General features: G+C 56.0%; 15 protein-coding genes. 10 read left to right on the forward strand and 5 right to left on the reverse strand.

The genetic code is table 11. The features are described 5' to 3' along the window. The first annotated feature begins 156 nt into the window (after positions 1 to 156). The 3 genes from J8C06_RS11105 to J8C06_RS11115 all read left to right on the forward strand — a co-directional run bounded on the left by J8C06_RS11105 (position 157) and on the right by J8C06_RS11115 (position 2,304). Positions 157 to 597: a DUF4178 domain-containing protein gene (locus tag J8C06_RS11105; RefSeq protein ID WP_211428752.1), complete on the forward strand. Its 441-nt coding sequence runs from the start codon at positions 157 to 159 to the stop codon at positions 595 to 597. Positions 598 to 702: 105 nt separating this feature from the next. Further along, positions 703 to 1,458: a zinc ribbon domain-containing protein gene (locus J8C06_RS11110; RefSeq protein WP_211428753.1), complete on the forward strand. Its 756-nt coding sequence runs from the start codon at positions 703 to 705 to the stop codon at positions 1,456 to 1,458. A gap of 54 nt (positions 1,459 to 1,512) precedes the next feature. Further along, positions 1,513 to 2,304 carry a hypothetical protein gene (locus tag J8C06_RS11115; RefSeq protein WP_211428754.1) on the forward strand — a complete coding sequence of 264 codons (792 nt, stop codon included), beginning with the start codon at positions 1,513 to 1,515 and terminating at the stop codon, positions 2,302 to 2,304. A gap of 18 nt (positions 2,305 to 2,322) precedes the next feature. Here J8C06_RS11115 and J8C06_RS11120 read toward each other — a convergent pair whose 3' ends face one another. Further along, the gene (locus J8C06_RS11120) at positions 2,323 to 2,664 is read right to left on the reverse strand and encodes a hypothetical protein (RefSeq protein WP_211428755.1); all 342 of its coding nucleotides are present in this window, start codon (positions 2,662 to 2,664) and stop codon (positions 2,323 to 2,325) included. Positions 2,665 to 3,049: 385 nt separating this feature from the next. On the opposite strand from J8C06_RS11120, the gene J8C06_RS11125 reads away from it, so the two are divergent. The 3 genes from J8C06_RS11125 (at position 3,050) to J8C06_RS11135 (ending at position 5,704) form a co-directional block, all read left to right on the forward strand. Further along, a complete protein-coding gene (locus tag J8C06_RS11125) occupies positions 3,050 to 3,286 on the forward strand; it encodes a ferredoxin (RefSeq protein WP_211428756.1) in 237 nt (78 codons plus the stop codon). Positions 3,287 to 3,390: 104 nt separating this feature from the next. Beyond that, positions 3,391 to 4,794 carry an adenosylmethionine--8-amino-7-oxononanoate transaminase gene (bioA, locus tag J8C06_RS11130; RefSeq protein WP_246602039.1) on the forward strand — a complete coding sequence of 468 codons (1,404 nt, stop codon included), beginning with the start codon at positions 3,391 to 3,393 and terminating at the stop codon, positions 4,792 to 4,794. Positions 4,795 to 4,801: 7 nt separating this feature from the next. After that, positions 4,802 to 5,704, forward strand: coding sequence for a DUF4351 domain-containing protein (locus J8C06_RS11135; RefSeq protein ID WP_211428757.1), 903 nt, complete (start codon positions 4,802 to 4,804; stop codon positions 5,702 to 5,704). A 15-nt stretch (positions 5,705 to 5,719) separates the two neighbouring features. On the opposite strand, the gene J8C06_RS11140 is transcribed toward J8C06_RS11135, so the two are convergent. Then, positions 5,720 to 7,042 carry a 5'-deoxyadenosine deaminase gene (locus J8C06_RS11140; protein WP_211428758.1) on the reverse strand — a complete coding sequence of 441 codons (1,323 nt, stop codon included), beginning with the start codon at positions 7,040 to 7,042 and terminating at the stop codon, positions 5,720 to 5,722. 6 nt (positions 7,043 to 7,048) lie between these two features. Next, positions 7,049 to 8,290 (reverse strand): small ribosomal subunit Rsm22 family protein, encoded by a 1,242-nt coding sequence (locus J8C06_RS11145; RefSeq protein ID WP_211428759.1) that lies wholly within the window; start codon positions 8,288 to 8,290, stop codon positions 7,049 to 7,051. Positions 8,291 to 8,403: 113 nt separating this feature from the next. Here J8C06_RS11145 and J8C06_RS11150 point away from each other — a divergent pair, with 113 nt between their 5' ends. The 3 genes from J8C06_RS11150 (at position 8,404) to J8C06_RS11160 (ending at position 11,479) form a co-directional block, all read left to right on the forward strand. After that, the gene (locus J8C06_RS11150) at positions 8,404 to 9,282 is read left to right on the forward strand and encodes a polyprenyl synthetase family protein (protein WP_211428760.1); all 879 of its coding nucleotides are present in this window, start codon (positions 8,404 to 8,406) and stop codon (positions 9,280 to 9,282) included. 179 nt (positions 9,283 to 9,461) lie between these two features. Then, positions 9,462 to 9,863, forward strand: coding sequence for a TlpA family protein disulfide reductase (locus J8C06_RS11155; protein ID WP_246602040.1), 402 nt, complete (start codon positions 9,462 to 9,464; stop codon positions 9,861 to 9,863). 8 nt (positions 9,864 to 9,871) lie between these two features. Further along, the gene (locus J8C06_RS11160; RefSeq protein ID WP_211428762.1) at positions 9,872 to 11,479 is read left to right on the forward strand and encodes a M20/M25/M40 family metallo-hydrolase; all 1,608 of its coding nucleotides are present in this window, start codon (positions 9,872 to 9,874) and stop codon (positions 11,477 to 11,479) included. A gap of 58 nt (positions 11,480 to 11,537) precedes the next feature. Here the strand turns inward: J8C06_RS11160 and J8C06_RS11165 are convergent, their stop codons facing one another. Then, on the reverse strand, positions 11,538 to 11,873 hold the full coding sequence (locus J8C06_RS11165) for a hypothetical protein (RefSeq protein WP_211428763.1): 336 nt from the start codon (positions 11,871 to 11,873) through the stop codon (positions 11,538 to 11,540). A 270-nt stretch (positions 11,874 to 12,143) separates the two neighbouring features. Between J8C06_RS11165 and J8C06_RS11170 the strand changes: the two genes are divergently transcribed. Further along, entirely contained in the window at positions 12,144 to 12,866 is a 723-nt protein-coding gene (locus tag J8C06_RS11170) for a TetR/AcrR family transcriptional regulator (protein WP_211428764.1), read from the forward strand. 210 nt (positions 12,867 to 13,076) lie between these two features. Here J8C06_RS11170 and J8C06_RS11175 read toward each other — a convergent pair whose 3' ends face one another. Further along, complete coding sequence (locus J8C06_RS11175; RefSeq protein WP_211428765.1) at positions 13,077 to 13,985, reverse strand: VWA domain-containing protein; 909 nt, start codon at positions 13,983 to 13,985, stop codon at positions 13,077 to 13,079. Between the last annotated feature and the right edge of the window lie 343 nt (positions 13,986 to 14,328).

A 14,328-nucleotide genomic window follows, 5' to 3' on the forward strand; every position in this document is an offset into this window, starting at 1 on the left:
GGTGAAACCTAAAGCGCACCATATCTGACTATCTTGGGGGTTTTTGTGGGTTGGTTTTCTTTTTTTGGGAAAAAAGATACCGCACCAAAACGCCGAACCCGACAACTCGCGGATTTGAGCGCCGGAGATACGATCTTTCTTGCTGAGACGAGTCCATTGCCTGGCAAATGGACCATTGACAAGGCCCACCGTTTCGTTGACGTTGAACGGCAAACACTGGTTTTCTGGCAATTCGAGGTCACGGATGGTGAGCGCCGGCAGTTCATCGAGGTTCACAAACCAAACGCTCAAGCCGCGGAAGGGCGCGCGATCATCTCCTTCCCCCTTGATCCAACGGAGTATAACGAAGTCGAATCCCTTGAACTCGACCCGGATGAACCACAAACTGAACTGACGTGGCGTGGCCAGGACTATCGGCTTACAGCCGCCCGCGCCTTGCGGTTCTATCGGAATACAGGCGAGCATCCACGGGACATGCTGCACTTGGAATATGCCACCGAGGACGGCCGGCGGACGCTGACCTTCGAGTTCTGGTCAAGCACGGGAACACCGGTGACCTCTGAGGGCTTTTGCCTTACAACTGAAGAAATACAGTAGTCTGGAAACCGGCTGAACCAGCCAAGGCTGGGTAGCTTGCTTCGCTAGGGGCAAGGTAGTAGTCTCCAATCCCGTATTTCCGTCCCGTCCAGATAGGAGGTATCCGTGAGTCAGGACTTGGAACTGCTCGTCGCCCTACAAGAGACCGATCTTCAACTTGCCCAATGTCAGACCAAAACGCGCCACTTTGCCACCGAACGCGAACGGATCGAAGCCGAATTTCAACACCACATTGCCACCTACAGTACGGCTAAAACCAATCTCGACGCTGTTCGTCACCGTCTTCGTGATCTCGAAATCGAGCTTTCTCACTTCCAAGCCCAGTTTGCCAAATACACGGCCGACCTCCAGCGCGTTCGCAATCAGCGTGAATACGAAACGGCTATCCGGGAAATCGACATGGCCAAAAAGTCAGCGGCACAGTGCGAAACCAAGATTGCCGAAGCCCGGGCCGAAATTGCCAAGCTAGAAACCGAAGTGGCTTCTTACGCTCCAGAAATTGAAAAGCTTCGCGCTGAAACTGACTTGGCTCTGGCGGAGAACGCCCAAGCTGAGGCGGCTTACCTAGCTGAAGTTGAGGTCATTCGTCAGCGGCGACAGGAAATGGAGACGAAGCTCTCGAAGGTATGGCTCAATAACTATGCCCGTGTTTCCAAGCTCCGGGGCGGACATGTGATGTCGCAGGTCATCAACGGTACCTGTTCGGCCTGCCGGATGCGGTTGCGCCCCCAGGTTCACAGCCTAGTCCGCCAGGGGATCGGTATTCATACCTGTGATAACTGTGGACGAATCCTCTTTTATCGCCCAGACGCAGAAGCCAAACCTTCTGTGGAAAAAGTGGCCGCAGCCACCGCCGATTAGCGAACGACTAGCAAATACGGACGAGTGTCTGCTTCACCAATGAGGAAGCGCACGATGTTCGAGCGATTCATAGGTTCTCTGTTTATCACCGCTGCCATTGCTGTCGGTCTGCTCATTATCTTTGCCATAACGTCCTGGCTGACTGGTTGGCAACTTCCGGCGCTAACGCCAAGCCTTGCCCTGGATATTGGAATGGGCGTGGTTTGCTTCATCTGGCTCCTGCTTATCCTGACGGTTCCCTGGGATATTCACTTCCAGGCAAAATCCGTTCAGTTTGAAATGGAGCGCTCGCGCGAGGCAGGGCTTGCCATCAGCGACGAGCGCTTCGCTTACGTTCAGCGCACGCAGCGCACCACACTCTGGGTAGCGCTGGCACTGCACCTATTTTCGGCTGCCATCATCGGCGGGTTGGCTTATGTTACCCGCGGCGGACTGGGGTACTGGTTTGCCGGATTTTACTTGGCCACCATGGTTTTTCGACCCGTTGGCGCCGCTTACAGCTACTTGCACAGCAAGCTTGCTGACATCGGACAAGAAGCCAAGTTTCCACGCGATGACACCCTCAAACTCAAAGGCGAGCTTGAGCAGGTCAAGTCAGATGTGGTCGAAATTCGCGCCCACATCGAGACAATCACCAAGCAACTGAAAACGCTGGAAGCAACTGCTGACCGATCACATCAAGATATTCTCGCCCTGCGGCAGTCAATCGAGCGCGCTGAACAGTCATTCAAGAGCCGGATTGGTCAGATGAGTGACGAAATCGAACGATCGATCACCCGCACCTTTGACCAACAGGACATTGTCAATGGACTGCGGGCCTTTGCCCGACTGGTCAAATCAGCCTAACGGGATGTGTCTCGCAAGCTATTCAATTTCCTTGAGGAGCGCCGGCATCGCCTGGTCGAGCAACCACAGGGCATAACCAACATTTGCTTCGCGCTTCAGAACAAAAACAAGAAAGTAGCTCTCTGGGAAGAGCTTCAAAACACAGATGGCCTCATCGTAGGCGCACACAATCGTACGGATGTTGCCGAGCAGATCACGCAAACCAAACCTCCGATAATTACCAACCGTGATTCCGTGATAAGCCGCCAGCAAGGGAAGCGTCTCGAAGTCATCAGAGGTGTGGCGGAAAACAATTTCCCCATCATCGGCCAGAAAGGCCCATCCGCAGGCGCCATCAACTCGGTCGAATACACCGCGCATAAGGGTCTCGAAAGACATAGGTGGTCGAGAGGATTCGTTCGTTCTCAAGTTATTTTGCAGTCGCAAGCTATTCATGCCGCCGTGCTTCGTCAAATGGACTCGCGCGAATTATTCGTTTTGGCTGCATTTTCCGGTGCTTCTGTCTTTCAGCATACCGAATGAGCCACTTGCGGATGTTCACGATAGTCGAACAAGGCAACTTCACGGCCGGCGTCTGGGAGCCATTCGGAAGTTTTTTCAATAAAACTATTGAAAAAACTTTCAATCTTGCACTAGCCTCACAATGTCGGCAGTATCCGGCGGTCAAAGGGCGAACGCCTGACAATCCAGCTTGCCGGGGCATTGTAAGTTCTGGCAATCAACTTCTCTGATGAGGTAACAAACGATGGCATCGGTTGATGATAAGTATCCAGACAACGCACCTGGGATGTTCTACGTTGACACCCAGTGCATTGACTGCGACGTGTGCCGTGATACGGCACCCAGCAACTTCACGCGCAATGACGACGGCGGCTACTCCTACGTTTTCAAGCAACCTGAAACGGACGAAGAAATGGAGCAGTGCCAGGAAGCGATGGATGCTTGCCCCGTGGAAGCGATTGGCAACGACGGCGGCGAATAGTCCGGCGCACATCAGTTTTTCAACACATCGGTTTTTCAAAAGGCCATTGCCCAAGTTTGGGTAGTGGCCTTTGTTTTTTGACTGATCTGGAGAACCCATTGGCCATGATGTCCCAACCACGGTCACTCGAACCCGACCTTGAATCCACCAAGACACGCTTGGAAAGCCTTGATAAAGCTCATCTCTGGCATCCGTTCACCCAAATGCAAGGCTGGCAAAGGTCGCAGCCGCTCATTATTGAGCGCGCCGAAGGGTGTTACTTGTATGACCTTGAAGGCCGTCGCTACCTGGATGGCGTCTCCAGCCTATGGGTGACGACCCACGGCCACCGGACGCCCGAACTCGATGCGGCTATTCGCCACCAGCTTGATAGAGTCGCACATACGACACTTCTAGGGCTTACCCATGCGCCGGCCATTGAACTTGCCGCCAAGCTTGTGCAGCTTGCGCCACCGGGGCTAACCAGGGTTTTCTACTCCGATGCTGGTTCAACCGCTGTTGAAGTCGCGCTCAAGATCGCCTTTCAGTACTGGCGGCAGCGCCCTGACCCGCGCCCACGGAAAACAAAGTTTGTTCATCTGCGCGAGTCCTACCATGGCGATACGGTCGGCGCTGTCTCGGTAGGCGGCATCGAACTATTCCATGAGATTTACCGGCCTCTTTTGTTCGAGGCGCTGACTGCCCCGGAACCCCATTGCTACCGCTGCCCACTGAAACTTGAACGCCCAACCTGTGGTATGGCCTGCGCTGAGGAGCTTGGACGGGTGTTGGCCGACCAAGCGGATGACATTGCCGCGGTCATCATCGAGCCAATCATGATGGGTGCGGCCGGTATGCTAGCTCAACCTGAAGGCTACGTCCGGCGCGTCCGTGAACTGTGTACACAGCATGATGTTTTGCTCATCTGCGACGAGGTGGCCACCGGGTTTGGTCGAACGGGCTGGATGTTTGCCTGTGAGGCGGAGGGTATTGCTCCCGACTTGCTCTGCATTGCCAAAGGCCTCACGGGTGGTTATCTACCACTTGCCGCGACACTGGCGACAGAAACCATCTACGCGGCATTTCTAGGCGAAGCGGGCGACTTCAAAACCTTCTTCCACGGACACACCTACACCGGCAACCCACTTGCCTGCGCGGCAGCGTTGGCGAATCTGGCGCTTTTCGAGCAAAACAACACACTCCAACACGTTCGCGCCATCGCCAACTACCTTGCCGAGCAGATGGACAGACTTCGTCCGTTGCGGCTTGTTGGAGATATTCGGCAGCGCGGACTCATGGTGGGCATCGAACTCGTAGCCGACCGCGCCACGCGAACACCCTTTCCGCCAGAGCAGCTCGTTGGTTATCACGTCACCAACCGCTGCCGTGATTACGGCGTCCTGCTGCGACCACTCGGCAACGTCATCGTCCTGATGCCGCCACTGGCGGTTTCGACCGCGCAAATTGATGAACTGATTGATGCGCTTCAAACCGTCCTGACCGAAATCGAACCGGAACTGCTGACGTGAGGCCGCAATGGCTTATGACAACCTGTGCAAATACCTGGCGGAAACCTACCCAGGGGCATTTGTCCGCTGGCTTGCCAGGCATTATCCAGAAATTCCCGGCGAAGCAGACACCGGCACGGTAGAAGTACTCAAAACCGAGTTGCCTATCGAACCGATTCGCGCGGATTTCGTCACCTTCATCCGGGCAGCCGACACGCTGCTCCACATCGAGTTTCACCTTGATCCAACCTCTGATCCCCCACTACCGTTTCGGATGCTCGACTACTGGGTACGTTTATTTCGACGCTACCGCTCGCCAGCGCGTCAAGTTGTCGTGTTGCTCAAGCCAAGCCCAGCCGCGCAGCTTATGCCGGATGTCTTTTCCGCCGGCGCGACCCGCCACGGGTTTCACGTCTTGCGACTCTGGGAAAAACCGGCTGAAGAACTCTTAGCCGATGACGCTTTGCTTCCACTGGCCGTTTTGGGAAAAGCTGACTCCGGCGAGGTCTTGCTTCAGCAGGCGGCAGCGCGTGTCGAGCAACTGACAGACCCCGATAAACGCGCTAATGTATCAGCCTGCGTGCAGGTGCTTGCCGGGTTGCGCTTTGAGCGAACCCTAATCCGAACCTTATTCAGAGAAGAAGCCATGCGAGAGTCTGTAATCTATCAAGAAATCATCGAGCGTGGTCTGACACAAGGCATCGAACGCGGGGTTGAACAGGGTAGCCGCCTCGAAGCTGTGCGGCTGGCCCGAACACTCCTCGAACGTCGCTTCGGCGCGCTTCCAGAAGGCATGGCTGCTCAGATTGACCAACTTTCGAGGGAGCAGGCCGAAACCTTGGCGCTTGAAACCATCGCCTTCGACACCCTGGACGCGGCGCAAACGTGGTTGACGGCGGCGCAAACCGAACCACGAGAGCCGCGGACCTAAGCATCCGGCAGACGTTCAGCCAAGCGCCGCGCGGGCTGCTATATCAGCAAAGGCCTTCCGGGCCGCGGCTTTGATGCTGTTTTCCTCAAGCGCCAGGAGTTCACCGTCCCGCACGACCACGCGGCCGGCAATCACCACATGCCGCACATCGGCTGCCGTCGCCGCATAAACCAAAGCGGAAAGCGGGTCAGGGTGGGGCGCGGCGTGGAGCGTATCAAGCGTGACCACTGCAACGTCGGCCGCCTTGCCAACCTCAAGGCTACCAATCTCATGCTCCAACCCAAGCGCCCGCGCGCCGTGCCAGGTTGCCATTTGAAAGGCATCCAGAGCCGTTAGCTTCTGCGCGCCACGGCGCATCTTTTGCAGAAGGGCCGCCGTCCGCATTTCCGTGAAAGCATCGAGCCGGTTGTTGCAGGGTGCGCCATCTGCGCCAAGCGAGACCGAGATGCCTCGTTCTAGCATTTCCACAACTGGAGCAATCCCGGAGCCGAGCTTGAGATTCGACGACGGGCAGTGCAGCACATGTGTCCCGGTTTCGGCCAGAATGGCCAACTCTGCTTCATCGAGCCAGATGCAGTGAGCGATGCCGACATGTGGGCCGGTCAGCCCCAAAGCGTGCAAGTAGGCCAGGTTCCGCCGACCGGTCAGGCGCTCGACAAGCGCCACCTCATCCCGATGTTCTGCAGCGTGCGTGTGGATGGTGACATTGTTTTCACGCGCCAGCGCCGCGATGTCGCACAAGAGTGATTCCGTGCACGACAGGACGAAACGAGGCGCAAAGGCAATGCGAATTCGCCCTTCGGCTTGGCCATGCCACGCCTCGACCAAACGCGCCGACTCGGTTCGGGCCTGCGTGGTGGTTTCACGTAGTCCGGCTGGAACGTCATCGCCGGCATCCATCAAGCATTTGCCCACAACCGCCCGGAAGCCACTTTCCGCCACAACGTCGAGTGCCGCCTCGGTATGGTAAACGCTCTCCATGGTCATGGCGCAGGTTGTGCCACCACGCATCATTTCGGCTACCGCCAACTGTGCCGAAACCCGCAGGCTCTCGGGCGTGTGGGCAGCTTCAAACTTCCAAATGCGGGTTTTCAGCCAGTCAAGCAGTTCGAGGTCATCCGCCGCCCCACGAAATAGGGTCTGGCACAGGTGAACATGCGACTGAACGAAGCCAGGTATGACCACGCAGCCCTGGGCGTTCAGGGTCTCGTCGGCTGTTGGTGGAACCACGCCGATATGCGTCAAACGGCCGTCCCGCACATAGAGATCGCCAGCCAGGACGCCATGATTTGGGCCGCCCGTGAGCAGTGTTCCGTTGATAATCCGAAGCGTTGGCATGCTCTTTTACTCGGCTGGAGATTGACGCTCGACGCGCGCACCTGGCAAGAGTCTCAGGCCCTCGGCCAAGGGTGCAGGCGAGGCTGAAAGCCACAGTATATCGCCCCGCAGAGCCGCGCCAAAGGCGGCGTTTTCTGATTGCCGATCACGCTTGAAGCGTGTCAGCAAGGCGCACCGGTCAGGGCCGCAGACAAGCCGCTTTTCCCTTCCTTTCTCGCGTTGTAAATCACCAATGACGCGCCAGGCTGACCAGCCTTGGCGTGGCTCGGCAGCGCGTTTCCCATCTTGCCGCAGCACGAAGTAAAAAAACTTCTGGACGCGACTGCGCAGCTCGGTCAGACGGTCCAGTTGTTCGACAAGCGGTGACAGCTTCCAGACCAGCGCAACATGACACCAATCGCGCGCCGGACGCTCGGCAAGCATCCGACACGGGCCATCCGCTGTGCAGGGGGCGAAGATACCCCAAGTTGAATCGCGCGAAAGCAGGGCGTCACGTAATTCCATGGCCGCGCGCGCCGTGTTGTGCAGAGCCGGTTCAATGACGCACAAGCTACCGTCACGGGCAAGTTTTTTTTGGGCCAACTCCACAACCCACGCTGACGCTGCGCCGGAAACAGCAGAAAATTCGTTCAGGACATTCGACAGCCAAATGAAGTCGGCGGCGGCATGCGGTGGATATTGCCCAATCAGCCTGGCATCGCCAGTGTGCGGCGTGATCTGAATGGTGATTGCCTCACGGCGTTCGGCATTGAGCCAGTCAGCCGCTTGCCGCAGAAGGTGGTTGGCTTCGCGGAGCGCCACCGCCGAAGCTTCCACCAGAACAACCTGAACCCGGAAGGCAGCCGGCCGCAGCGCCGCCAAAAAGTTCAAAGTTGCCAGCGTGGACGTTCCAGGTCCACAACCAATGTCAAGGATGGTGAACTGAGACTTGGCAGCAAGTTCTTGGGACAGCCGAGCGTGACGACCCATTTCGGCCAGTATCCAGTCTGCCTTGGCGTAATTGCGTGGCAAGAAGTGAAACAGGTAAGCCAGGCGGCGGGTGTCGTTCCAGTAGTCCCCTGGGGCGGACTCGGTCAGCGTCTGGCGCGCTCGGGTGAAGTCATCTGATAGACGTACCAGGGCTTCGGCTACCGGCTTGAGCGAGGCTTTGCCGACGGGACCACGGTCATACTGGGCAAGCGCCGGTGGGCCAAGCCAACGCTCAACCAAGTGACGTTCGATGTGCTGTAAAAAACCGTCCGTTATCACAAGTAACAGGTGTCGTCTTTTCTAAAAGCTGGGAAAGCGGTTGTCTTCGCCGGGCGGCGCATCTTATCGTTGTGCATTCTAATTTCAACCAGTAGGGGGCGCACGCACGACGTATGATTGAAGCCTACTTCGCGGAGAAGGTTCCCGAAGTCAACCGTTGGCTTGACCGGCTCATACCGCCAGTTTCCACGCCACCGCCACGCATTCACGAGGCAATGCGATATAGCCTTATGGCCGGTGGCAAGCGACTGCGTCCGGTCTTGGTGCTGGCGGCCGGCGAAGTCTTTGACGGCGCTCCTGAACGGCTTTACCCAGTCGCGTGTGCCTTCGAGATGGTTCATACCTACTCGCTCATCCACGACGACTTACCGGCAATGGACAATGACGATCTCCGGCGTGGCATGCCGACTTGTCACAAGCAATTTGATGAAGCGACTGCCATCTTGGCCGGTGATGGACTGATGACGCACGCCTTTCGCATTCTGGCCGAGATGGACGCCCCGGCTGACCAGCGGGTGCGTGTCATCCGGGAGCTGGCCATTGGTTCGGGAACGGTTGAGGGCATGATTGCTGGTCAAGTCGTTGACCTCGAAGCCGAAGGTCAACCAATTGATGCCGAGCGACTGGCTTTCATTCACCGGGCCAAGACTGGCGCGCTCATTCGGGGAGCTCTCGTTTGTGGCGGCATTGTCGCCGATGCCGCCGAAGATGACATTGCCCTGCTTTCAGCCTATGGTGACCGGGTGGGACTCGCGTTTCAGATTGCTGATGACATCCTCGATGAAACAGCAACGGCTGAACAGCTTGGCAAAACACCGGGCAAGGATGCGGCAGCCGGCAAGGCAACCTACCCGGCCCTGTATGGACTCGAAGCCTCACGGCAGCAAGCGGAATCCCTCGTCGAGGAAGCCATTGGATTGCTTGCGCCACTGGGTCAACGAGCGGAACTTCTCATCGAGGTCGCGCGTTTCATCGTGCGTCGCACATCATAGCCTGCAGGAACTCCATCCCACACAGTATGAACTACTCGACTCGTTGGTTTTTGGCCTCAGTGCTTGCTTTGGGCAGCCCACTCGTCTTTGCCACGCCGCCGCAATCAGCGCAATCAGCCAGTGAGAAAGCCTCGCCAGCGCCCGACTTCACTGCACAAAGTCTAAGCGGTGAAACTTCCGTGCGCCTTTCATCACTCCGGGGGAAAGTTGTGGTGATCAACTTCTGGGCAAGTTGGTGTCCGCCCTGTCGCGCTGAGTTTCCATTACTCGCAAAACTCTATACCGCGTACAAAGACCGGGAAGTGGAGCTGCTGTCACTCAACTTCGCGGAAGATACAGCCGCGGCACAGCGCTTCGTCGAGCGCGAAAATCCACCTTTTCAAGTCTATGCCGGCGCAAGCGCCGCCGCGAAGTATGACGCCTCGCGCTTACCGACAACGTATTTCATCGACCGGGCCGGGCGTATTCGGCACCGGGTTTCAGGTTTCCACCCAAAGCGAACTGAAGCCGAGTTCAGGGCGCTGATTGATGAACTCCTTGCCGAGCCGGCTCCAACCAGCCAGCCTCCTGGAGCGCGCTAGAAAGCCCTATGCTGCTCAAAAACCTTGCATATCGCCGTGTGGCGGCAACGTTGCTCCTGCTTTTGGTCACGGGTTTTGGTGGTTCAGCTCCGCTCCCGGCCAACCTAGACGCCGTAAGCGCCACGCAACTCAGGCGACACCTTTCCTTCCTGGCTTCGAGTGAACTTGGTGGGCGCTACACGCTCAGCCCCGGCAATCGGATTGCAGCTCGTTACCTTGCCTCTCAACTCGAAGCCTTTGGCTATCGGGGCGCGGCACCGGATGGGTCATTTTTTCAAAAAATCCCATTTGTGACCCGCACCGGCGGTCAAGACTCGACGCTTACGCTCGCCGACGCTCCAAAGCCGTTTGTCCACGGGGAAGACTTTATTTTGCGCGATCCAACGGCGACGCTCCCAAACTTGTCGGCGCAGGCCGAGATTGTCTTTGTGGGCTACGGCGTATCCCATCCACGACAGGACGCTTACCGCACGTTGAATGCCGATGGACGGATTGTAGTCGCGCTCGCCAGTGGACTACCGAGCGCCATGGCCGGTGAAACGCCACCGGGTAATTGGCGGGAACAAGCCGCGCTTGAACACGGCGCGCGCGCCTTGCTACTCATCCCAGACGAAAAGCTTGCCGAGGGTTGGACGCAAGCCGCCGCCTACGCCCGCCGCCAGTCACGACCGCGGGTACGCCCAAAGGCTGCACCAGCCCCACCCCCACTCCCCACGTTTTTATTGAGTCCTTCAGCAGCTGAAACCTTTCTTGCCAGCTTCAACTTGACACTCAAGCAAGTTCACGAAGCCGCCCGGACCGGAGCCGATCTGCCATCGGTTGCCAGCCAGCGGCAGTGCGTCATTCGCACGACGGAAAATGAACGGGTCGAATATAGCCAAAACGTTGTTGGGATTCTCGATGGCAGCGACCCGAAGCTGAAGCAGGAATATGTCGTCCTCAGCGCGCACTATGACCACCTCCCCGCGCAGGGCGAAACAATTTTCCCTGGCGCGGACGACGACGGGTCTGGCACGGCCGCCGTGCTCGAGTTGGCGCGGGTCTTTGCCGAAGGCGAACGTCCCAAACGCTCGATCTTCATTCTGTTCAACACGGGTGAAGAAATGGGGTTGCTTGGCTCGGCATACTTTACCGACCAGGAACCTCTCGTGCCGTTGGCATCAATTGTTGCCAACTTCAATATTGACATGATTGGGCGTTCGCGCGCGGCGGGAGATAGCCAGGGTGAAAATGCCGCCCTCACCGACCGTGACGGTGTTTTTCTGATTGGCCCAGACAAACATAGCAGTCAATTCTCCGAGTTGAGCAAGCAAACCAATGAAGAGACCGTACAGATGCGGCTTGACTACACGTTCAATGACGAGGCGCACCCGCTACGGCTGTTTTATCGCAGCGATCACTGGAACTTCGCCAAGCATGGCATCCCAATCATCTTTTACTTCACGGGTTTGCATGCTGATTATCACCGTCCAACGGATACCGTGGACAAGATCGACTTCGAGAAAATGACCCGCATCACAAAGCTCATCTATGCCACCGCCTGGCGAACGGCCAACCGGGAACAACGCTTTGAGTTGGATGTATGGAAAAAACGTCCTAGCTCAACGCAAAACTAAGAACCAGCCGCCAGCGCGAGCCGGCGGCTGGTCGTTCCAATGGGAGCAAGCCTCGAAGTTATTCAACCTGAAGCGCCATTTTTGAGCCTTTCATCTCTATTCGGGCGATCTTGCGAACCCCGTCCTTGTTTGTGAACACGACGGTATCCGCCGTTGCCGGTTTCGGTAACTCAGCCATAGTGTATTTCGTCCGGGCAATTTCTCGGCTGCCGCTCCGAATCAACAACTCGCCTGGTTGTTCGTCATCATATTCAACCGTGTAGTTTCCGGTCTTTACTTCTTGCCCCTGCACCATGCAGTCGCGGGGAATGACCATGTCACGTTTCCGCTTGGCGGCCCAAACGGGTACGGAGACAAGCATGACGGCTACGAGAGCCAGCCCAAGTGTTCGCATTACTGTCAACCTCCTTCTGCCAGAAACCGTGAGACTAGGGATTGATGGGATATGGGTAGCCACACTTCACAAAACGAACCTGAACTTTCGTTCATCTTACATACGACCAGAATATGAACTTAGATTCATATTTTACAACTGAGTTTTCCGAGCCTTGTCCGGGGGCGTTCCTGCAAGGCAGTCCAAAAATGTTTTGGATATATCCGCTGGGCGTTTGCTAGGATGGCAGACTACTGTGGATTTGACTGGTGATTACCTTTAGCACTATCCATGAACTCACCCGTGAAAGGCGCTCTGACCTGCGGTCCGAAGCTCGCCGTAGTGCTTCCAAAACAGGAACGCAGTCGTCGTACTCGTGAGAAGCTTATCCTAGCGGCGGCCCAACTTTTTGAGGAGCGCGGTTTTGAAAAGACGACATCGAATGACATTGCCGCCGTCGCTGGCGTCAGTATCGGGTCTTTCTATGCCTACTTTTCAGACAAGCGGCAGGTGTTGCTCTTGCTCTTTGAGCAGCGTATCGCGGAACGCCTCAATGCTGTCTTCAGCAACTTTACGGAAGATGACTTGACGGGTAACGATCTACGCGGCTGTATCGAGCGGTGTATTCACCGTACGTTTGTTAACAAGGCTGAATCCCCTGGACTGACGCGACTCATCTACGACCTAGCGCCCAAGGATGAAGCCGTTGGTGCTTTGTGCCGACGATTGATGGATGATTCAGTGGAAAACTTAGCGGCGCTCCTTCGCAGGGCGGTTGATCTAGGACTCACGCAATTGGCCGACCCGAAAACCACCGCCACAGCGATTGTATATGCCGTTGAGGCAGTCGCCCGTAAATGTGTTTTGGAGGATGGGCTTCCAAGGTCAGCTTGGGAGCCGTATATCACCTGTCTGACTGAGATGACCTATGGGTTTGTCTTCGGCGCAACCTATCCGATGGCTGCGCAAGAAGCTGATCAACCACCCGCAAGTTCCGAAAAGAAACCAACTTAGTCACTTTTTTCACAACTTTTCCACAGGTCTTCCTGTTTTTATTCACAGCTAAACATCTTCTGACATTTCTAGCTAAATAACTGAATAGAAAGTGTTTAGTGCAATAAAACAGAGCTTGCCGAAAGAAGCCGAACTAGATAGTCCAAGCTTGGCTGATTTTTTCCACAACTTTTCCACAGCCTCGGTAGCTATTTATCCACAACGCTCGGATTAGTCCCCCTTGCGTGGCGTGTAGCCTGAGCGGGTACGCACAACGAGTTTCCGCTTTCCATCTTCGGCTCGCACTGTTACCCGCCGAAATGTCGTGCCGCGCCCATCTTGGCTTGGGCTGAACCCAATCGAATACTGGGTACGCAGGTCAGCGTTGATAACCCGCACGATGTCCTGAAGCTCGTCGGCTGACTTTGGGAAAAACGCCCGCCCACCGGTCTCACCAGCTATTTCGTTGATGAGGCTGACAGACCGCTTCCGAGTGGATCGGTTGAACAAACCGCCACCGTCATCTTCATCTGGAAACCCAATGACATAAACCTGCACTTGGTACTCTTGAAGTAGTTTGATCATCTGGCGGCGGTCGTAATAACTATCACGCTCGTCACCATCCGAGATGACGATGATTGCCTTACGACGGTTTTTGCCTTCCTTATCAGCATATTCCGCCGAAAGTTGAATGGCATCGAGCAACGCCGTGCCACCGCCCCACACAATGTTGTCCACAGCGTCTTCAATATCCGCCGGCCGCGGTGTAAACTCCTCTGCCAGTTCGGCTTTGTTTTTGAAGTCCACCAGAAAGAACTCATCCCCTGGTTTAGATGCGCGAGTAAGGAACTTCACCGCCTCAGTGACTTTTGTTCGGTGGGGACGCATCGAGCCACTGGTGTCGAGCACGAACCCCAGGCTCACCGGAGCCTCTTCACGGCTGAAGTACTCAATCTCTTGCTGAACCTGCTCATCAAAAACACGGAAATTTTCTTTTTGCAGGTTGCCAACAAAGCGGTTATCTTGGTCGAACACAGCAACATCAAGCACCACCAAGTTTGTGTCAAGCGTAAACACGTCATCTTGGGTGGTTGTCTTCTCCGCCTTTGGTGGTTTACGGGGTGAACGATCCTGTGCCATAGGACCCACCGTGGTGCCGGCCACAACGGTGAACATTGTTAGGCAGGTCACAAATAACCTCAGTCCTGTCATATCATTCAAACCTCCCGGACTTTCATCGCTGCGCGCTCAGATGCAGGTGGTACCTGTGGATTTTTCTTGTCGCTGCGTCTTCTATATGCTAGGTTGAACGCCTAAACAACGCTTACCAGAACAGCTAAGTAACTCTAAATAAAGACTTTATGAGTTACCACTAAGATTTCCACAGCTAATTGATGCCTTGTGGAAAAACTGTGGAAATCTCCCTTCCTGCCAACTGACACAGACCGCTCGCCGCGCACTCATTGTCAAGGGTTTTAGAATC

This window comes from Chloracidobacterium validum, from assembly GCF_018304825.1.
GTDB lineage: Bacteria > Acidobacteriota > Blastocatellia > Chloracidobacteriales > Chloracidobacteriaceae > Chloracidobacterium > Chloracidobacterium validum.